At 63.2% G+C, this 18,068-nt stretch carries 19 protein-coding genes and 1 tRNA gene; 10 read left to right on the forward strand and 10 right to left on the reverse strand.

All coding sequences use genetic code 11. The features are described 5' to 3' along the window. Positions 1 to 18 precede the first annotated feature (18 nt). The gene (locus ACQR0Z_RS05470; protein ID WP_434879595.1) at positions 19 to 612 is read left to right on the forward strand and encodes a hypothetical protein; all 594 of its coding nucleotides are present in this window, start codon (positions 19 to 21) and stop codon (positions 610 to 612) included. 76 nt (positions 613 to 688) lie between these two features. Here ACQR0Z_RS05470 and ACQR0Z_RS05475 read toward each other — a convergent pair whose 3' ends face one another. Further along, a complete protein-coding gene (locus tag ACQR0Z_RS05475) occupies positions 689 to 1,993 on the reverse strand; it encodes an NAD(P)H-dependent oxidoreductase (RefSeq protein ID WP_434917908.1) in 1,305 nt (434 codons plus the stop codon). A gap of 126 nt (positions 1,994 to 2,119) precedes the next feature. Then, the gene (locus tag ACQR0Z_RS05480; protein WP_434859898.1) at positions 2,120 to 2,920 is read right to left on the reverse strand and encodes a phytanoyl-CoA dioxygenase family protein; all 801 of its coding nucleotides are present in this window, start codon (positions 2,918 to 2,920) and stop codon (positions 2,120 to 2,122) included. 174 nt (positions 2,921 to 3,094) lie between these two features. On the opposite strand from ACQR0Z_RS05480, the gene ACQR0Z_RS05485 reads away from it, so the two are divergent. Further along, positions 3,095 to 3,637 (forward strand): methylated-DNA--[protein]-cysteine S-methyltransferase, encoded by a 543-nt coding sequence (locus ACQR0Z_RS05485; RefSeq protein ID WP_434917909.1) that lies wholly within the window; start codon positions 3,095 to 3,097, stop codon positions 3,635 to 3,637. A 92-nt stretch (positions 3,638 to 3,729) separates the two neighbouring features. Next, on the forward strand, positions 3,730 to 4,062 hold the full coding sequence (locus ACQR0Z_RS05490; RefSeq protein ID WP_434917910.1) for a DHCW motif cupin fold protein: 333 nt from the start codon (positions 3,730 to 3,732) through the stop codon (positions 4,060 to 4,062). A gap of 2 nt (positions 4,063 to 4,064) precedes the next feature. Here the strand turns inward: ACQR0Z_RS05490 and ACQR0Z_RS05495 are convergent, their stop codons facing one another. From ACQR0Z_RS05495 to ACQR0Z_RS05510, 4 genes are all read right to left on the reverse strand, one after another. Continuing rightward, positions 4,065 to 4,928 (reverse strand): MBL fold metallo-hydrolase, encoded by an 864-nt coding sequence (locus tag ACQR0Z_RS05495; RefSeq protein ID WP_434917911.1) that lies wholly within the window; start codon positions 4,926 to 4,928, stop codon positions 4,065 to 4,067. A gap of 22 nt (positions 4,929 to 4,950) precedes the next feature. Further along, positions 4,951 to 5,565 (reverse strand): glutathione S-transferase family protein, encoded by a 615-nt coding sequence (locus ACQR0Z_RS05500; protein WP_434917912.1) that lies wholly within the window; start codon positions 5,563 to 5,565, stop codon positions 4,951 to 4,953. 130 nt (positions 5,566 to 5,695) lie between these two features. After that, positions 5,696 to 6,538, reverse strand: a complete 843-nt coding sequence (locus ACQR0Z_RS05505) for a fumarylacetoacetate hydrolase family protein (RefSeq protein ID WP_434917913.1) — start codon at positions 6,536 to 6,538, stop codon at positions 5,696 to 5,698. A 78-nt stretch (positions 6,539 to 6,616) separates the two neighbouring features. After that, complete coding sequence (locus ACQR0Z_RS05510; protein ID WP_434918030.1) at positions 6,617 to 7,480, reverse strand: MBL fold metallo-hydrolase; 864 nt, start codon at positions 7,478 to 7,480, stop codon at positions 6,617 to 6,619. Positions 7,481 to 7,595: 115 nt separating this feature from the next. Between ACQR0Z_RS05510 and ACQR0Z_RS05515 the strand changes: the two genes are divergently transcribed. Beyond that, the gene (locus ACQR0Z_RS05515; protein ID WP_315722017.1) at positions 7,596 to 8,051 is read left to right on the forward strand and encodes a DUF3775 domain-containing protein; all 456 of its coding nucleotides are present in this window, start codon (positions 7,596 to 7,598) and stop codon (positions 8,049 to 8,051) included. 258 nt (positions 8,052 to 8,309) lie between these two features. On the opposite strand, the gene ACQR0Z_RS05520 is transcribed toward ACQR0Z_RS05515, so the two are convergent. Both ACQR0Z_RS05520 and ACQR0Z_RS05525 read right to left on the reverse strand, forming a co-directional pair. Next, positions 8,310 to 9,092: an SDR family oxidoreductase gene (locus ACQR0Z_RS05520; RefSeq protein WP_434859904.1), complete on the reverse strand. Its 783-nt coding sequence runs from the start codon at positions 9,090 to 9,092 to the stop codon at positions 8,310 to 8,312. A 117-nt stretch (positions 9,093 to 9,209) separates the two neighbouring features. Beyond that, a complete protein-coding gene (locus tag ACQR0Z_RS05525) occupies positions 9,210 to 9,725 on the reverse strand; it encodes a CvpA family protein (protein ID WP_434859905.1) in 516 nt (171 codons plus the stop codon). 113 nt (positions 9,726 to 9,838) lie between these two features. On the opposite strand from ACQR0Z_RS05525, the gene ACQR0Z_RS05530 reads away from it, so the two are divergent. Beyond that, complete coding sequence (locus tag ACQR0Z_RS05530; protein WP_434859906.1) at positions 9,839 to 10,600, forward strand: SDR family NAD(P)-dependent oxidoreductase; 762 nt, start codon at positions 9,839 to 9,841, stop codon at positions 10,598 to 10,600. Here ACQR0Z_RS05530 and ACQR0Z_RS05535 read toward each other — a convergent pair. Both ACQR0Z_RS05535 and ACQR0Z_RS05540 read right to left on the reverse strand, forming a co-directional pair. Further along, complete coding sequence (locus tag ACQR0Z_RS05535; RefSeq protein ID WP_434917914.1) at positions 10,597 to 12,198, reverse strand: GMC family oxidoreductase; 1,602 nt, start codon at positions 12,196 to 12,198, stop codon at positions 10,597 to 10,599. The genes ACQR0Z_RS05530 and ACQR0Z_RS05535 overlap by 4 nt on opposite strands. 159 nt (positions 12,199 to 12,357) lie before the next feature. Next, on the reverse strand, positions 12,358 to 13,791 hold the full coding sequence (locus tag ACQR0Z_RS05540; protein WP_434917915.1) for a coniferyl aldehyde dehydrogenase: 1,434 nt from the start codon (positions 13,789 to 13,791) through the stop codon (positions 12,358 to 12,360). A 486-nt stretch (positions 13,792 to 14,277) separates the two neighbouring features. On the opposite strand from ACQR0Z_RS05540, the gene ACQR0Z_RS05545 reads away from it, so the two are divergent. From ACQR0Z_RS05545 to ACQR0Z_RS05565, 5 genes are all read left to right on the forward strand, one after another. Next, positions 14,278 to 14,354 (forward strand) — tRNA-Met (locus ACQR0Z_RS05545). Between the two features lie 281 nt (positions 14,355 to 14,635). After that, positions 14,636 to 15,490 carry a type IV toxin-antitoxin system AbiEi family antitoxin domain-containing protein gene (locus ACQR0Z_RS05550; protein ID WP_434917916.1) on the forward strand — a complete coding sequence of 285 codons (855 nt, stop codon included), beginning with the start codon at positions 14,636 to 14,638 and terminating at the stop codon, positions 15,488 to 15,490. After that, positions 15,477 to 16,391: a nucleotidyl transferase AbiEii/AbiGii toxin family protein gene (locus ACQR0Z_RS05555; protein WP_434917917.1), complete on the forward strand. Its 915-nt coding sequence runs from the start codon at positions 15,477 to 15,479 to the stop codon at positions 16,389 to 16,391. Before ACQR0Z_RS05550 ends, ACQR0Z_RS05555 begins: the two co-directional genes overlap by 14 nt. Positions 16,392 to 17,159: 768 nt before the next feature. Next, positions 17,160 to 17,366 carry a hypothetical protein gene (locus ACQR0Z_RS05560; RefSeq protein ID WP_434917918.1) on the forward strand — a complete coding sequence of 69 codons (207 nt, stop codon included), beginning with the start codon at positions 17,160 to 17,162 and terminating at the stop codon, positions 17,364 to 17,366. 138 nt (positions 17,367 to 17,504) lie between these two features. Continuing rightward, a complete protein-coding gene (locus ACQR0Z_RS05565) occupies positions 17,505 to 17,975 on the forward strand; it encodes a hypothetical protein (RefSeq protein WP_434917919.1) in 471 nt (156 codons plus the stop codon). Positions 17,976 to 18,068: the final 93 nt, after the last annotated feature.

The following is an 18,068-nucleotide window of genomic DNA, read 5'->3' on the forward strand; positions in this document are numbered from 1 at the left end:
GTCCCACAGGAGATCCTCATGCGCATGTTCGTCCGGACCACCTTCGTCGCGTTGGCCCTTGTGGGGTCAGGCGCCGCGATGACGGCCCTTGCCACGCTTCCGGCCCTTGCGCAGGCCGCCAAGGATTCGCCGGCTGCGCCGGCGGGCCCCACGATCAGCCAGCCGCCGCAACTGAAGCAGATCGCGCTGACGGACAAGCAGATCGAGAACGTGCTGGCGTCGCAGAAGGACATGGACGCGATCACCGACAAGCTGCCGGAGAACGCCCCGCCGGACCAGAAGGTGGTCACGCAGCTCGACGGCGTCGCCAAGAAATACGGCTTCGCGAGCTACGACGATTTCAACGTCGTGGTCGACAACATCAGCCTGGTGATGGGCGGCATCGATCCGAAGACCAAGAAATATGTCGGGCCGGAGGCCGTCATCAAGGACCAGATCGAGCAGGTCCAGGCCGACAAGAAGATGAAGCCCGACGACAAGAAGAACGTGCTCAACGATCTCAATGCGGCGCTCAAGGCAAAACCGCCGGAGGTCGAGAACAAGGGCAACATCGACCTCGTCGTGAAATATTACGACAAGCTGGCCGCCGCCTTCGGCGAGGACGACAATTGAGACTCTGACCCATCAGGACAACAAAGCCCCGACCACCGGTCGGGGCTTTTTTATTGTGCATGTGGAGGCACAGTGCTCAGCGGACGAACGCCGCCTCCATCGTCTTGCGAACCGCGACGGTCTCGTCCGATGCGTCCACCGCGACGTCGCTCCAGCGGACGACCGCACCATGGGCGACGTCGTTGATGACCTTCACCCGATGCGCAAGACCGATCGGCAGCGCGCCGATTGCGAGGCTCGATGCGGCCGGCAGCACCTTGCCCCAGACCGTATAGCCGCCTTCGCCATCGAGCATCTCGCCGGCGCGGAGCTGCTTCTTGGCGACGGCGACGACATCGCCGCGGAAGCCGAGCGGCTGTCCCGTCGGCTCACGCCGCAGCGCCGCCGACAGCACCGACACGTTCAGCTCCAGCCCGATCAGATGATAGGGCTTGTACATCGCGGCATAGCGGCCGCTTACATCGGTCTTCAAGCCGTACTGACGGAAGCAGTCGGACGCGTAGTCGTTCGGCGCTTCCAGCACGACATAGACGCCCCAGCGCAGATCGCGAAACACCGGGCGGCCGTCACGCTCGAGAGATGACACCACCTCGACCATGCCCGATCGCTCGAGCACGCCGCCGCGCTCGCGCGGCCGCAGCACATGCGGCAGGTCATCGACGCCGCAAGGCGGAAACAGCAGGCCGTCCGACGGCACGTCGAGCCCGGTCGCATTGGCGATCGCCGCCATCTCGATCGCCGACTTGGTGCCGTCGAGGAAGGAGTTGAACATCTGCGGATTCATGCCTGCGGACTGCGCTTCGCCCGCGGTCAGCCCGTAATGCTGCCAGACGCCGTCGGGCGTCACATCGTGATAGGCCGGCAGATACTTCGTGCCCTTGCCGGCGGCGACGACGTGAAAGCCGGTCGCGCGCGCCCAGTCGACGAGCTCGGCCGTCAGCGCTGGCTGGTCGCCATAGGCGAGCGAATAGACGACGCCCGCCTTGCGGGCCTCGTCCGCGAGCAGCGGTCCCGCCAGCACGTCGGCCTCGACATTGACCATCACGATGTGCTTGCCGGCCCTGATCGCCGCGCGCGCATGGCGGATGCCCGCGGCCGGGCTGCCGGTTGCTTCGACGACGACCTCAATGGTGTCGGCCAGCGCTTTCGCGCCATCGGCGCTGAATGTCGTGCGTTCGATCAGTTCGGTGGGCCAGCCGACCGTGCGGCAGGCGTCGCGGGCGCGCTCGGGATCGAGATCGACGATGACCGGCACCTCGAGGCCCGCGACATGCGGCACTTGTGACAGAAACATCGAGCCGAACTTGCCGGCGCCAATCAGCGCGACGCGGACGGGCTTGCCGGAGGCGGCGCGGGCCTGGAGGATAGCGTGGAGGTTCATGGGCGACCTTATCAGTTGTCGTCATTCCGGGGCGTGCGGAGCACGAGCCCGGAATCCATACTCACGATGGTGGTTATGGATTCCGGGCTCATCGCTGCGCGATGCCCCGGAATGACGGAGGGAGTGTTACTCGGCCGCCTCGCGATGCGCTCGCGCGAGTTGCAGCAACGTATCATCCGGCAGCGTTTCGATCGGCGTGAAGTCGCGGTGCGCGATGTATTCCGGCCTGGTCGGCGTGCGAATGTGGTTCGAGACGGCGTTCAGCGTCAGGTACACGATCTTGCGCGGATAGGGGGTGATGTTGCCGGCGGAGCCATGCACCAGATTGCCGTGGAACATCAGCATGCCGCCGGGCTTGCCGATCGGCGCGACGATGCCGCCCTCGGCGACCAGGCGGGTGACCGTCGCCTCGTCGAGCGTCCACAGCGGATAGGAGGTCGTGGCAAGATCGTGCGAGGCCTCGAGATCGCCGGCGTGCTGGCTCTTCGGCACCAGCATCAGCGGACCGTTGATCGGCATCACCTCGTCGAGAAAGATCGCGATGTTCATCGCGCGCGGCTCCGGCATGCCATCGTCGCGCTTCCAGGTGCCGTAGTCCTGGTGCCATTGCCAGACATCGCCGGTGAACGCCGATTTGGCGTTGATCTTGAACTGATGCATGTAGAGCTTCTCGCCAAAAATCTGCTCGATCGGCTCGATCATGCGGGGATGCGCCGCCAGCACGCGGAACGCGTCATTGTAGAGATGCGCCGCGAACGCGGTGCGCGGCACGCCGCTCTTCTCGCGCCAGACCTCGGGCCTGTCGGCCGCATAGATCGCCTCCGCCTCGCGGGCGAGGAAGGCGGTCTCCTCCGGGCTGAACAGCTCGGGCAGGAACAGCCAGCCCTCGCGGTTGAAGAATGCGACCTGTTCCGGCGTCAGCTTCATGGCGTTCTCCCTTGTTGTTTTCCTCGTTCGAGACGTCCGATCTTGCGCCGGCCGGTCTCCGCGGGCTTCGTATACGCACCTGTCGACATTGGCAGAATCCGGGTGGATCGCAACATTCTCCAAGCCTAGTTTGATCGGCAGATGATACGGGGCAGCGCGACGATGGAGCCCGCCATGTCAGACCAGAGCTACGCCATGTTTGAAACCGCGATCGGCACCTGCGCGATCGCCTGGGGACCACGCGGCATCAACGCGGTCCAGTTGCCGATGGGCGGCGCCGCCCAGATCCGGACGCGGATGCAGCAACGCCATGCCGGGATCGCCGAGGCTGAGCCGCCGCAGCATGTGCAGCGCGTCATCGGACGCATCAAGGCGCTGCTGGCGGGCCAGCCGGATGATCTCAGCGACATCGACCTCGATCTCGACGGCGTCAGCGCGTTCCAGCGCGGCGTCTACGACATCGCCCGCCGCATCCCGCCGGGGCAGACGCTGACCTATGGCGACATCGCCAAACAGCTCGGCGGCGTCGAGCTGTCGCGTGAGGTCGGTCAGGCGCTCGGGCGCAACCCGTGCCCGATCGTCGTGCCGTGCCATCGCGTGCTCGCCGCCGGCAACAGGCCCGGCGGCTTCTCCGCCAATGGAGGCGTCGACACCAAGCTGAAGATGCTCGCGATCGAGGGGGCCGCGGTGAACTACACGCCGAGCCTGTTCGATTGACGGGCCGCCCGTCAGGCTGTTTGATCTCAGGCGCGGGGCGTTCTATGCCATGAGGCAGCTTGTCTTCGCCTGATCCTGCAACGAGCCCGCCGATGAAAATCCCGACGCTGCCCTTCACCGTCACCGACTGGTCCGCCGTTCCCGTCACCGAGCATCCGGGCGAGCAGGGCAAGGCGTATTGGCGGACACTGATGATCGGCGACATCAGGGTACGCCAGGTCGAATATACGCCCGGCTATCTGGCCGATCATTGGTGCGATCGCGGCCACATCCTGCTGGTGCTGGAAGGCGAGCTCGAAAGCGAGCTCAAGGACGGCCGCAGGTTCACGCTGTCGGCGGGAATGAGCTACCAGGTTTCGGATTTCGGCGATGCCGCACACCGGTCGTTCACCGCGACCGGCGCAAAGCTCTTCATCGTCGACTGAGGCTAGATCGCCTCGCAGGCGAAGCCGGTGCCCTTGCGCGTGATGCGGCCGACCGAGGGCGACGGGAAATGCGCCGTGCAGCACAGCGTCGGCGTGTCGCAATAGCGATCGAGGAAAGCACGTCGAGTCCCCGCAGCCTGCGCCGGATCGACGTCGAATTTCGGCGACAGCTCGGGATAGGCGAGTTGCAGCGGCGTGTGGATCAGGTCTCCGGCAAACACCGCATCGTCCTGGCCCTTGCCGACGGCGACCGCGATATGACCGGGCGTATGGCCCGGGGTCGGCAGCAGCCGCACATGATCGCCAATCGCAAATGTATCGCTGACGATGTCGGCCCGCTGCGCCTCGACCACCGGCAGCACGCTGTCGGCGAAGGCGGGCACCTCGGCCTTGGCATTCTGCGCAAGCCAATAGTCGTATTCGGTCTGCGCAAACACGTAGCGCGCCTTCGGAAACGTCGGCACCCAGCGGCCGTTGTCGAGCCGCGTGTTCCAGCCGACATGGTCGGTGTGCAGATGCGTGCACATCACGACGTCGATGTCATAAACCCCGATGCCGGCAGCGGCGAGCGCCCGCATGTAGGTGTCGTCGGACTTCATGTTCCAGACCGGCCGCGCGCGCGGCTTGTCGTTGCCGATGCAGCTGTCGATCAGGATGGTGTGGTGAGGCGTCTTCACCACATAGGACTGGAAGCACAGGATCAGCGTGTCCTGTGCGTCGAGTGCGTTGGCCGTTTGCAGAGCGCCGCGCTCGGCTGCCAGCATCTCCGGCGTCAGATCCGGAAACATCTCGCGCGCCGGCAGGAAGGTGGTCTCCTGCTCGATGATGCGATGGATGGTCGTGTCGGCAACCGAGAACGTCAGCATCGCGGCGCTTTCTTTCAGACAATCACGCTGCCGGCGGCACCGAGATCTTCACCGACTCACGCTCCAGCATCTTCTGATGGAAGGCGTCGAGCGTCGGATAGGCCTTGCGCCAGCCGCAATCGGCGAAGCGGAAATCGGCATAGCCGAGCACGCAGACGAGGCCGATCGAGACAATGTCGAACGGGCGCGTCAACAGGTCGGGCTGCGCATTGAAGCGCGCCATGCCCATCCACGCCCTGTTCCAATGATCGTCGGACCAGGCCTGCCAGCGCGTGCCCTCGGGCCGCACCATCGCCTCGTAGCGGCACAGCAGCATGGAATCGAGCATGCCCTGCAGCATGGAATGCTCGCTCTTGACCTTCCAGCGCGACGGGCCGGAGGCCGGGATGAGCTTGTTGCCGCCGGCGAGCTCGTCGAGATATTCGACGATGACGTAGGAATCCAGAATGACGTCGCCATTGTCGAGGATCAGCACCGGCAGCTTCTTCAGCGGCGTGATCTTCATATACTCGTCATTGGCCTGGCCGGGCATGACAGCGGCGGGCGTGAACTCGATCTTGTCGATCAGGCCGAGCTCGATGGCGGCGATGCGCACCTTGCGGGCGAACGGCGAGGCGGGCGAGAAGGTGAGTTTCATCGAGGCATTCCTGTTGGCTCGCTGCGGATTGTTTGTCCGTCATTGCGAGGAGCGAAGCGACGAAGCAATCCAGAGCCGCGTGTGACGCCCTGGATTGCTTCGCTTCGCTCGCAATGACGGAGAGTGACGTTTAAGCCTCGATGATCTCCTGGCGCTGCTCGCCGAGGCGCTCGATGCCAAGCGTCACGACGTCGCCGACGTTGAGGAAGGCCGGCGGTTTCATGCCCATGCCGACGCCCGGAGGCGTGCCCGTGGTGACGATGTCGCCCGGCAGCAGGGCCATGAACTGCGAGACGTAGGAGATGCACTTGGCCATCGAGAAGATCATCGTCGCCGTCGTGCCGGTCTGGCGGCGCTGGCCGTTGACGTCGAGCCACATCGACAGGTTCTGCACGTCCGGAATCTCGTCCTTGGTGACGAGCCAGGGGCCGACGGGCCCGAACGTGTCATGCGACTTGCCCTTCGTCCACTGGCCCAGGCGCTCGATCTGGAAGTTGCGCTCGGAGACGTCGTTGCAGATCGTGTAGCCGGCGACGTGGTTGAGGGCATCGGCCTCGGAGACATACTTGGCGCGGGTGCCGATGATCGCGGCGATCTCGACCTCCCAGTCGAGCTTGGTCGAGCCGCGCGGCTTCTCGACCTGGTCATAAGGGCCGCACAGCGCGGTGTTGGCCTTGAGGAAGAAGATCGGCTCGGCCGGGATCGGGTTGCCGGTCTCCTTGGCATGATCGGAGTAGTTGAGGCCGATCGCCACGAACTTGGAGATGCCGGTGACGGGCGCGCCCAGCCGCGGCTTGCCGGACACCGCTGGCAGGGAGGCCGGGTCGATCGCGGCGAGCTTCTTCAGCGACTCCGGCGCGTAGGCGGCGCCATCGAGGTCCTTCACATGGGCCGACAGGTCGCGCAGCTGGCCGGATGCATCGATCAGGCCCGGCTTTTCCGCGCCTTTGTCGCCGTAGCGAACGAGCTTCATCTGGTTTCTCTCCCTCAGATCCTTGGTATTCCAGAGCCCTGTCATGAAGCATGGCGGGGCGAAATTCAACCGTGCGGGCTATGCGCTGCCGCCGCCCGGCACTGCTTCGAAGCGGAAGGCGGCCCCGTCGCGGCGGATGTGGCCGGCGTCGAAATGGCCGCCGATCACCAGCGTGCCGGTGTCGGCGAAACGGGAGAACAGCGCCCGCCGCGTGGCCGCCGCCTGCGCCGGATCGGAATCGACCGTCGAGCTCCACTCCAGATGCGCCATCTGGCAGGGATGGTGCGCGACGTCGCCGCTCAGCAGTGCCTGCGCACCATCGGAGCGGATGTGCAGGCTGACGTGCCCGGGGCTGTGGCCGGGCGTCGGGATCAGCGTGATCTCGTCGCTGATGACGGCATCGCTGGCCACCAGCTCGGCCCTGCCGGCGTCCACGATCGGCTGTACGGAATCCGCGAAGGTCGCGGTCTCGTCCGCTGCCGCGCTGTGGTCGCGCCAGTGCTCATATTCAGTGCGGCCGAAGACGTAGCGCGCGTTTGGAAAGGTGGGAATCCAGCGGCCGTCGACGAGGTGCGTATTCCAGCCGACATGATCGACGTGGAGATGCGTGCAGATCACCATGTCGATACTGTCAGGAGGAAATCCGGCTGCGCTCATCGTCTCCAGGAAGGGCGTCGAGCGGGCATTCCACACCGGCACGCTGCGCCCCTGCTTGTCGTTGCCAAGGCCGGTGTCGACCACGATCCGCTCGGTCGGCGTCTCCAGCACCAGGCTGTGGATCGACATTTTCAGCCTGCCTTCGGCGGTCGCGAAATCGGGGCTGAGCCAGGAGAGCTCGCGGATCGCCTCGGGCGTCGCCTGCGGCAGGATGAAGCGGGTGCCGCCCACCGTCTCCAGCTCGGTGAATTTGGTGATCCTGACCCTGCCGACCGTCCACTGCATACGCGCTTCCTCGTTTGTTCTTATAGGGCGCGACGATGCCGTGTCGGACGTTCCAGCGCAATGGATCGAGTTTCGGGAACAAGCGTTGTCGTGACCAATCCACGAGGAGAGGGTCATGCCCGAGCTGACGATATCACCCGAGAAGGTCGCCTTCCTGATCGAGAAGGCCCGCGAGTTCGACGTCAAGGAGCAGGCGACGGATGACGATTCCGGCTCGAATGCCGCCGATGACGACATGATCGATGTGTTGCAGGACAGCGGTGACGATCCCGTCGTGCGCGAGATCACCGGCTTCATCAACGCCATGACCGAAGACGAGCAGACCGATCTGGTGGCCCTGATGCGGCTCGGCCGCGGCGACGGCGACATCGACGAATGGGACGATCTGCGCCGTGAAGCCGCCGGCCAGCGCGACCGCCACACCGCGCGCTATCTGCTGGGTGAGCCGATGCTCGGCGATCTGCTCGCGGAGGGCCTGGACGCGTTCGGCATCGACTGGACGGAAGGGCGAACGACGGCGGATTCGTCGAGCCCGAGCCAGCGCGATGAGGACGAGATCACGAAGCAGTAGTTGTCAGTTCGAGCCCGGCTGATTTCCGCGCGGTCGGTGCGCTCCCTCTCCCCGTTCTTCACGGGGAGAGGGTTGGGGTGAGGGGCAGCCGCACGGGAAGTGTGAGAAGGGCATACGCGCCGGGAGTGTTTGCCGTTGGACCTGTACCCCCTCACCCGGATTGCATCTTCGATGCAATCCGACCTCTCCCCGCAAGCGGGGAGAGGTATGCGCGCGTGGCTAATTCTACGCCCAAATGATCGAGAGCAGGCGCTGCGCTTACAGCGTGCCCGGGAACGCACCACCATCCAGCAGGATATTCTGTCCCGTGATGTAGCCGGACTTGGCGGCGCAGAGGAACGCGCAGGCCACGCCGAACTCTTCGGGATCGCCGAAGCGGCCGGCGGGGTTGGTCTTGGCGCGGTCGGCCAGGATCTGCTCCGGCGTGACACCGCGCTTCTCGGCTTCGCCCTTCGCCGTCGAACGCAGCCGGTCGGTCTCGAACGGGCCCGGCAGCAGCGCGTTGATCGTGACGTTGTTGATCACCGTCTTGCGCGACAGGCCGGCGACGAAGCCGGTGAGGCCGGCACGGGCGCCGTTGGACAGGCCGAGAATGTCGATCGGCGCCTTCACCGCGGCCGAGGTGATGTTGACGATGCGGCCGAACTTGCGCGCCATCATGCCGTCCACGGTCGCCTTGATCAGTTCGATCGGCGTCAGCATGTTGGCGTCGATCGCCTTGATCCAGTCGTCGCGGGTCCAGTTGCGGAAATCGCCGGGCGGCGGCCCGCCGGCATTGTTGATCAGGATGTCCGGATCCGGGCAGGCCGCGAGCACGGCGGCGCGGCCCTCGGGCGTGGTGATGTCGCCCGCCACTTCGGTCACGGTGATGCCGGGATTGGCAGCGCGAATCTCGGCCGCTGTCTTGGCCAGCGCCTCGGCGCCGCGCGCGGTAATCGTGACATGCACGCCCTCATTGGCGAGCGCGATGGCGCAGGCGCGGCCCAATCCCTTGCTGGAGGCGCAGACGATGGCGCGGCGGCCCTTGATCCCGAGATCCACGATTGATCACTCCGATATGTCAGTGGCTGGATGATGCGCGCATTCTAGCCGCCCGGACCGCCGCTGATAAGAGCAGCCGGCCTGTGCCGAATTGCATGGCTCGACGCGCGCATGCGCTCAGATGCGGCGTTCCTGCTTGAGCCGGTCGATCAGGCCGGCGACTTCAGGCGGCAGCGAGCGAAAGCCTTTTGCACCTGCGAGCGACAGGATCGGCCGCAGCCGGGAGCCTTCCAGAAAGCGCGGCTGGCGTTCGACCGGAACGATTCTGTCGAACACCAGCACGAGCGTGGTGGCGACCATCGCGACGCGGATGGCGCCGAGCAGGGCGCCGCCGAGCCGGTCGCCGAAGCCGGCTTCGGGACCGATCGCCTCGTCGAGCAGGATGCGGCCGATCTTGCCCAGCGCCGCACCAATGACCACGAACGCCGCGAAGAACTGCAGCCAGCCCTGGGCCAATGGGAGACCGCGCACGTCCTGCAATTGCGGGCTCATCGCGGCGACCACCCCCATCGCCAACGGCATCGCCAGGAGATAGGCGAGGATCGTGATCGCGCTGCGCAAGAGGCCGGTCGAGAAGCCGCTGTAGACGGCAATCACCAGGGCGATACAAGCGGCGAGGTCGAACATATTCATGATGGATATGCTTGGGTTGTAGGGCGGCTCCGTAAACAATTCGCCTTCTCGCTCCGTCAAATCGTCTGTATCAATCGCGGCAACGAAACGAGGGAAACGCGAGGGATCTCTGCATGTCCAACCTGTTCGACGTCAGCCGCGAGGTGATCCTGATCACCGGCGCGAGCCAGGGACTTGGCCGGCAGTTCGCGCGCGTGCTGTCGGCCCATGGCGCGGCCGTTGCGCTGGCGGCGCGCCAGACCGGCAAGCTCAAGGCGCTGGAGGAGGAGATCAAGGCCAAGGGCGGCCGCGCCGCCGCGGTCGAGATGGACGTGACCAGCAATGCCTCCATCGCCAAGGCGCTGGATGCCGCCGAGGCTGCGCTCGGGCCGGTCACCGTGCTGATCAACAATGCCGGCATCGCGGCGGAGAAGCTCGCGGTCGAGCAGAGCGAGGCCGATTGGGACGCGGTGATCGGCGCCAATCTGAAGGGCGCCTATTTCGCCGCGACCGAAGTTGCGCGCCGCATGATCGCGCGGAAGGCGCCGGGCAACATCATCAACATCGCCTCGGTGCTCGGCTTCAGCGTCGTCAAGTTCGTCTCGCCCTATGCGATCTCCAAGGCCGGCGTGGTGCAGGCCACCAAGGCGCTGGCGCTGGAACTCGCCGCCAACAACATTCGCGTCAATGCGCTGGCGCCAGGCTATATCGACACCGACATCAACCGCGACGTCTGGGAGACGCCGGCCGGCGAGAAGCTGATCAAGCGCATCCCGCAGCGGCGGGTCGGCCATGAGAGCGATCTCGACGGCGCCATCATGCTGCTGGCCTCGAACGCGTCGCGCTACATGACCGGCAGCGTGGTGACCGTGGATGGCGGCTTCCTGCTGACCTAATTGGCGCGCATCTCGCCCTTGATCATGTCCGCGGCCTTCTCGCCGATCATGATCGTCGGCGCGTTGGTGTTGCCCCCGATCAAGGTCGGCATGATCGAGGCATCGACGATGCGCAAGCCCGAAAGCCCGTGCACGCGGAGCTGAGGATCGACGACGGCGAGCGGATCATCCACGCCCATCTTGCAGGTGCCGACGGGGTGATAGACGGTGTCGACGCGGTCACGCAGGACGGCGCGGATATCATCGTCGGTTCTGACGTCGGCTGTGAACAGATCGCGCGTCTGGAGTCCGCGCATCGCTGGCGTCTCCATCAGCCGCCGCGTGGTCTTGTATCCGGCCACCATCGTCTCGACGTCCTCCTCTTCGCCGAGGAAGTTTGGATTGATCAGTGGCGGTGCGAGCGGATCCGCTGTTTTCAACGACACGCTGCCCCGGCTCTTTGGCCGCAGCAGACAGAAGTGACAGGAGAAGCCGTTGCCGTGACGCTTGCGGCCGTGGTCGTCGGTGACGGCCATGCCGAAATGCAGCTGGATGTCGGGGATGTCGAGGTTGGGATCGCTCTTCAGGAAGCCGCCGCATTCGGCGAAATTCGATGTCAGCACGCCGCGCCGTTCGCGCCGGTACTGGCCGATACCGGCGAGCAGCCTGCGGATGCCTTTCGGCGACAGCGACGAGAAGTTCGGGTTGTCGGAGGTGTAGGCGAAGATGAAGTCGGGATGGTCCTGCAGGTTCTGGCCGACACCGGGCAGATGATGAACGCTGGCAATGCCGTGTTTGGCGAGTGCCGTCGCATCGCCGACGCCGGAGAGCATCAGCAGTTGCGGCGTCTGGAATGCGCCGGAAGCGAGGATCACCTCGCGGCGGCAGCGGATCTCCTTGACCTCCTTGCCCTGCCGATACTTCACGCCGACCGCGCGCTGGCCGTCGAACAGGATCATCGAAGCGTGCGCCGAGATCTCGACGCGCAGATTGCGGCGGCCGAGATGAGGCTGGATGTAGGCGCGCGCCGCGCTCCAGCGTTCGCCGTTGTGCTGGGTGACCTGGTAGAGGCCGAGACCTTCCTGGGTTTCCGCGTTGAAGTCCTCGCGGATCGGAAACTGCGCCTCGCGCGCCGCCTGTAGGAAGATCTCGTGCACGGGATTTCCGGTGCGCAGCCGGTTGACCGGCAGCGGGCCGGATTGGCCGTGATATTCGCCGTTGAACTCCGCGTTGTTCTCGGCGCGCTTGAAATAGGGCAGCACGTCGTCATACGACCAGCCGGGATTGCCGAGCGCGGCCCATCGGTCGTAGTCGGCGCGATGGCCACGGATATAGACCATGGCGTTGATCGCGGAGGAGCCGCCGAGCCCGCGGCCGCGCGGCTGATAGCCGACGCGGCCGTTGAGACCCTTCTGCGGCACCGTCGTGAACGCCCAGTTGTTGACGGTACCTGCCACCATCAGGAACAGCATGTACGGCGTGGTGACGATCCAGTTGTCGTTGCGTCCGCCGGCATCGAGCAGCATCACCGACGTGCCCGGATCCTCGGATAGCCGCCCCGCGACCGTCGCCCCGCCACTGCCGCCACCCACGACGATGAAATCGACTTCCTCCGCCACGCGCGTTTTCTCCCTGATGGACTTATTGTTGTTTTGACGTCATTCCGGGGCGCCGCGCCTCTGCGCGGCGAACCCGGAATCTCGAAGTTGATTCACGTGCTGGTCACCTCCAGATTCCGGGTTCGCGCTTTGCGCGCCCCGGAATGACCGGGCACGTGACTAGCTCAGAAACCGCAGCAGCTTCTCAATCCGTGCGATGCTGGCGCCATAGGGCGGATAGAGATCCTTCATGCGGTTGAAGGGCGAGCGGTAGAACACCGGCTTCAGCTTACTGAAGCTGTTGAAGCCCCATTCGCCGTGATAGTGGCCGATACCCGAGGCGCCGACGCCGCCCATGGGCTGGTTCATCTGCGCGAAATGCAAGAGGCAATCGTTGATGGTGACGCCGCCGGACACGGTGCGCGCTAGCACCTGGTCGCGGGCGGTCTCGTCGCGGCCGAACCAGTACAGCGCCAGCGGCCGGTCGTGGGCGTTGATGGAGCGGATCACCTCGTCGGCATCGCGATAGGTGAGGATCGGCAGCAGGGGACCGAAGATCTCCTCCTGCATGATCGCCATCTCGGCGGTCGCGCCGACCACGACCGTCGGCGGAAACTTCCGCAGCTTCTTCCAGGCGGGGTCTTCCGGGCTGGTCGTGCTCAGCGGCTTGGCGCCGCGTGCGATCGCATCGCGCAGCAGGCCTTCCAGCCGGGCATAGTGCCGGTCGGAGATGATCGACGTGTAGTCGCCATTGGCGGGGTTGGTGCCGAACATCTGCATCATGTGCCGATGGAGCTTGCCGGCGAAGGCGTCGCGCTGCGGCTCCGGCACGAAGACATAGTCCGGTGCGATGCAGGTCTGTCCGGCGTTGAGCAGCTTCGCATAGGCGATGCGCTCGGCAGCCTCGTCGAGATCCGCCGAGACGTCGACGATGGTCGGCGACTTGCCGCCGAGCTCGAGCGTGACAGGGGTGAGGTTGCGTCCGGCGGCCTCGGCGACGATGCGGCCGACGCGGGTCGAGCCGGTGAACACCAGATGATCGAACGGCAGGGCCGCGAAGGCTTGTGCTACACCATCCTCGATCCCCGTGACGGATAGCTCCGTCGGGGCGAAGGTCGCAGCGACCAGCTCCTTCAGCAGCGCCGAGAACCGTGGCGTGAGCTCGCTCGGCTTGATCAGCACGCGGTTGCCGGCGGCGAGGGCTCCGATCGCCGGCGCGAGCGTCAGTTGCAACGGATAGTTCCAGGGCGCGATGATGCCGACGACGCCGAGCGGCTGCGGCAGCAGGCGATTGCGCGCGGGAAAGAACTGCAACGAGGTGGCGATCCGCCGCGCGGCCATCCAGCGCGGCAGCATCTTCAGCGTATGCTTCAGTTCGGTCTGCAGGAACAGCGTCTCGGCGATGGTGGTCTCGACCGCGCAGCGATGGCCGAAATCGTCCGAGATCGCCTGCTTGAGGCGCTTCTCGTTGCCGGCGAGCATGGTCCGCAACCGCGTCAGGCTCGCCTGCCGCGCGGCCAGATCGAGTGGTGGCGCGTTGCGCGAGGCCTCGAGCATGGCATGGAATGCGTCGTCGAGCGCGGTGACCGGGGGGGTCTTCAGGGAGTGGTCCATCGACGTCTCCTCGCATGTCCTGCGGCCGCGTTCCGGCCGTCATTCTGGTCGCATCGAAGCTGCCGCGTTGCGGAACCAATGGCAAGCGCGGCGAGGCCGCGGATACTGTCTAAGGGCCGGACGGATGCGGCGGTAGCCTGCCGCCGATTCCCCGTGTCCCGCAGGCGGCCATGCCGTTGTCCATGACGTTTGCGCCAGCGCGCCCGCCAGAGATCGCTGACGTTTCTGAGCCAAGCTTCTAATCCATTGATTAAAAGAGGATTTTTGAACAGCGGGCGGAGGAGTCGCCGGTGTCACAATCCGGCAAAAAAACTTCCGAAAAGGCCTTTCCAAACCCGCCTCGCATTGGTACATACCGCCCGCACCCGATGGCCGGCACGGCCGACGGGCTCAAGCCTTCTCAGGAAGCTTTGGGATGAACTCGGCGACGCTCAGACGCGTCAGCCAGGAGCACCCGGCAATTCCCTGAAGGCGTGCACAAGTTAACGCGGGGTGGAGCAGCCCGGTAGCTCGTCAGGCTCATAACCTGAAGGTCATAGGTTCAAATCCTATCCCCGCAACCAAAAATTCCTAGCGAAATCAAAGAATTAGCCCGCCCCTGGCGGGCTTTTTCATGCCTTACCAATCTCTCTCAATCAGTACAAAAGAAATCTAATTATTTTCAATTGGTTACGGGAATTTCGGCGAGAATTACCAATCGTTCCCAGATTCTCCACAGCACAAAAATGGCACAAAAACCTGTGAGCCGAAGGTTTGAGAAACTTCCTACATATCAATAATGGCTTGATGTAACATGATTTTTTCAAACTGGATTTCGGTTTGAGATTGTGCTATATTATCAAGTATGGATAGACAAAGAGGCAAACTTTTAAACCAGCTCGCCGACATGCTCCCCGAAGGGATGCTCGTCGATGCTGCCTGGCTAAAGGCCCACGGCTATTCCCCCCAGTTGCAGCATCAGTACGTGAAGTCGGGCTGGCTTGAGCAACCCGCTCGCGGGGTCTTTCGGCGTCCGCGCGGCTCCCTGAGCTGGCAACAGGCCGTAATCTCGCTTCAGACAATTCTGAACTTTTCGCCCCTTGTCATCGGGGGCCGAACCGCGCTCGAATTTCAGGGCTATGCACACTATCTGACGCAGTCGACGATACGCGTCCATCTGTACGGTCCGAAAGCGCCCCCGGCCTGGCTCCAAAAGCTGCCACTATCGGTCACGTTCGTCTATCACAACGACCGGCGCCTCTTCAAAAACGATCCCGTGGCCAAGGGCATAAGCAGCGTTCGCTGGAACGTCGAGACCGGGCAGATGACCGATGTCACGGCCTTCCGAGGCGGCGATGTTACTCAGCTGAATTGGGGCCAGTGGGATTGGCCTTTGACTCTCTCGATGCCAGAGCGCGCTCTCTTCGAACTGCTTGATGAGCTTCCCAAGGACGAAAGCTTCGACCAGGTCGATGCCCTGTTCGGCGGCCTAGCCAATCTACGTCCCGACCGGCTGCAGAAACTCCTCAATGACTGCGCAAGTGTAAAGGTCAAGCGACTGTTTTTCTACTTCGCGGATCGCCACAAGCACGCCTGGCTCAAATATCTCAAGAAAGACACGGTTGACCTCGGTCATGGCAAGCGCATGCTCGTGCGGGGAGGCGTTCTCGATCCCACCTACCAGATAACGGTGCCGGGAGATCTCCATGGCGTTCGCTGAGATCTACAGAAAGCAGGTCGCCCTGCTGCTCCGCGTTCTACCCATCGTCACGGAAGAAGATTGCTTTGCCCTCAAGGGCGGTACTGCGATCAATCTGTTCGTGCGCGACATGCCGCGTCTTTCGGTCGATATCGATCTGACTTACGTTCCCGTTGCGCCGCGACCAAAATCGTTGGCCGACATCGACGCCGCGATGAAACGTATCGCGGCCAAGATCAGACAAGCCATACCGGGTGCCCAGGTTCACGAAACGCAAAAAGAAAATGCGATTATCAAGCTCGTGGTCAGATCGCAGGGAGTCCAGATTAAGATCGAAGTAACCCCGGTCCTGCGCGGTTGCGTATTCGAGCCGGTGCTTGCTCCTGCTACCCCTGCCGTCCAAAACCAGTTCGGCTTTGCGGAGGCCCGGATCGTATCCTTTGCCGATCTGTATGGCGGAAAGATCGTGGCGGCGCTCGACCGTCAGCATCCCCGAGACCTTTTTGACATACGCGACCTCCTCGCGAATGAGGGCGTGACAGACGATCTCCGCAAAGCTTTCATCGTTTATCTGTTGAGCCACGATCGGCCAATGTTCGAAGTCCTCGGATCATCCGCCAAGGACATCAGCGACGAATTCCTGCATGGCTTTCAGGGGATGACCAATGAGGCGGTTTCAAAAGACGAGCTCCTTGCTGCGCGAGCGGCTCTCGTCGCGGCAATCCTAGACGAAATGCCCAACGATCACCGAAAATTTCTTGTTGCGTTCGAACGGGGTGAGCCGGACTGGCATCTGCTTGGTGTTCCGGCCGCTCCTGATCTGCCGGCCGTAAAATGGCGCCAGCAAAACCTCAACACGCTGCCCCAGGAAAAGCGCGATGAACTCGTTGCAGGCCTTGAGCGCGTACTGGCTTCCAAATAAGGTCTGGGCGTTTCCGTCCGCCTCTAGTTCGGCCGGTGAATGCGTTTTTCCTGGCTTGCTATGAAGTCAACGAGCACCGACTTGCGTGCACACAGGACTGACCCAAGTCTAAACACGGGCAACTTTGAAGTTTCCGCCCAATGGTAGACCTTGCGGCGGTAACGGTGCCCGTCCGAGCCGAAAAGATATGAGGCGATGGCTGCGGCTCCCTTGAGGATGTCGTCAGCCAAAGGTTCTGTTGTCACCTCCTGTAGCACCATGCGCCCTCCACGTTCTTTTCGAATTCATACGTAACCTGCTAATCCCCTGGTTCAGTCTCGTGCCGCGTTGCTGCGGTCTATTATGCTGCCAATAAAAGGTAGTCCCTGCGATCGTCTGCTTGAAAACCTCTGGCTGCAGAAGCCCTATTGTCTTTTTTTTGGGTAGGTGTGGAGTCAAACGTAAAATGGTGCAGTGCGGAACGTTTGCAATCATTCCGCCTCTGTCATGATCTTGATGCTGACGCGCTTCCACGGTGAGATACGATTCCCCTTACATATCGGCGGTTGCTATTAACAGACTTTCTCAAAGATTCCGCGTTTCGGGCACATGTAAACGACAAGCCGGCAAAGTCTAAAAGTCCCTCCTTTCAATCGAGCCGTTCGGCTGCCACTAGCTCTGCCTACCAACGAATACCAATCATTCCGTGGGCGTTGGCATCTTCTTGCGAGTAATAGAGGTCAGTACCGTCACGATTAATGGTAACGACCTGTTCCGAGGGAGAGCGCAGTGTGGGAGCCGCTGACAGCAACAGGCGAGCCGAACCGTGGTGTCACAGCCGCGCAGCGGGTTGAGATCGAGCGTTCTCCGGCCTGGGCTTACAATATCAATGGTGGTGGCGGTGCGATTGACTATTTCGACGGTTACAGGTGGTACGAAATGGCCTGCCGTCATATCGCCAATGACGACGAGCGGCGTCGCGAGCGATCACGCTGACAACGCTCTATGTCGCGGATGAGACCGCATCTACCAGAGATTCTCAGTCATTCCGCTACGATTCCCAATCCTTCCGATGGGGCGTCTGTGCTGCCTTCAGTAAGCTGATCTCCATCAACCACAACCAAGGAGATCATCATGAAAGTCATCACGATCGGCAAACGCCTCGTTCCCGTCGAACAGATCGCTTACGTCGAACCGTTCGATCCCGCGAGCAATCCAGACTTCAAGAAGGAGTTCAAGGGATGTGTAGTCCTGCTCAACCGCGAGATGGTTCTCACCGAACAGACGCCGCAAGACTTCGCGGTGGAGCATGCACTGCATCTGTTCACGGAGGACAGTGTCGCGGTCAACAAGGCGATCCAGTTCAAGATCGAGACCTTTGAGCCAACCGAGAGCTTCAAGCCGGCCAAGCCGTACCAGACGCGCCTCAAATGGCGGGATCATGCCGGCGAGGAGCAAAGTAAGCTGCTCGTCACGTCTCCCGAGATCGTCATCGCGGAAATACTGAGCGCCAAGGTGGAGATGGCGCCCGTCCCAAAACGGTCACCACGCCGTCCGCAAAGAGGCCGAAACGGCTCTCGCCGGATGGAAGGGTTTCAGGCCTGAGGTCGGACGAAACCTGAAGGATCGAGTGTAGAGCGCCTCTGCCGAAAGCTCCGGCAGAGGCGTTTCTCTATGAGTTCAGAAATACAGGCCTCG

It is taken from the genome of Bradyrhizobium sp. HKCCYLS3077, from assembly GCF_051167555.1.
In the GTDB taxonomy this organism is placed as follows: domain Bacteria; phylum Pseudomonadota; class Alphaproteobacteria; order Rhizobiales; family Xanthobacteraceae; genus Bradyrhizobium.

Bases quoted from the DNA above. Each gene is read 5' to 3' on its own strand.
- ACQR0Z_RS05475 (WP_434917908.1), bottom strand. From the start codon at position 1,993: ATGAACCTCCACGCTATCCTCCAGGCCCGCGCCGCCTCCGGCAAGCCC.
- ACQR0Z_RS05490 (WP_434917910.1), top strand. From the start codon at position 3,730: ATGAAAATCCCGACGCTGCCCTTCACCGTCACCGACTGGTCCGCCGTT.
- ACQR0Z_RS05485 (WP_434917909.1), top strand. From the start codon at position 3,095: ATGTCAGACCAGAGCTACGCCATGTTTGAAACCGCGATCGGCACCTGC.
- ACQR0Z_RS05510 (WP_434918030.1), bottom strand. From the start codon at position 7,480: ATGCAGTGGACGGTCGGCAGGGTCAGGATCACCAAATTCACCGAGCTG.
- ACQR0Z_RS05540 (WP_434917915.1), bottom strand. From the start codon at position 13,791: ATGGACCACTCCCTGAAGACCCCCCCGGTCACCGCGCTCGACGACGCA.
- ACQR0Z_RS05515 (WP_315722017.1), top strand. From the start codon at position 7,596: ATGCCCGAGCTGACGATATCACCCGAGAAGGTCGCCTTCCTGATCGAG.
- ACQR0Z_RS05505 (WP_434917913.1), bottom strand. From the start codon at position 6,538: ATGAAGCTCGTTCGCTACGGCGACAAAGGCGCGGAAAAGCCGGGCCTG.
- ACQR0Z_RS05555 (WP_434917917.1), top strand. From the start codon at position 15,477: ATGGCGTTCGCTGAGATCTACAGAAAGCAGGTCGCCCTGCTGCTCCGC.
- ACQR0Z_RS05480 (WP_434859898.1), bottom strand. From the start codon at position 2,920: ATGAAGCTGACGCCGGAACAGGTCGCATTCTTCAACCGCGAGGGCTGG.
- ACQR0Z_RS05550 (WP_434917916.1), top strand. From the start codon at position 14,636: ATGGATAGACAAAGAGGCAAACTTTTAAACCAGCTCGCCGACATGCTC.
- ACQR0Z_RS05530 (WP_434859906.1), top strand. From the start codon at position 9,839: ATGTCCAACCTGTTCGACGTCAGCCGCGAGGTGATCCTGATCACCGGC.
- ACQR0Z_RS05495 (WP_434917911.1), bottom strand. From the start codon at position 4,928: ATGCTGACGTTCTCGGTTGCCGACACGACCATCCATCGCATCATCGAG.
- ACQR0Z_RS05525 (WP_434859905.1), bottom strand. From the start codon at position 9,725: ATGAATATGTTCGACCTCGCCGCTTGTATCGCCCTGGTGATTGCCGTC.
- ACQR0Z_RS05565 (WP_434917919.1), top strand. From the start codon at position 17,505: ATGAAAGTCATCACGATCGGCAAACGCCTCGTTCCCGTCGAACAGATC.
- ACQR0Z_RS05500 (WP_434917912.1), bottom strand. From the start codon at position 5,565: ATGAAACTCACCTTCTCGCCCGCCTCGCCGTTCGCCCGCAAGGTGCGC.
- ACQR0Z_RS05470 (WP_434879595.1), top strand. From the start codon at position 19: ATGCGCATGTTCGTCCGGACCACCTTCGTCGCGTTGGCCCTTGTGGGG.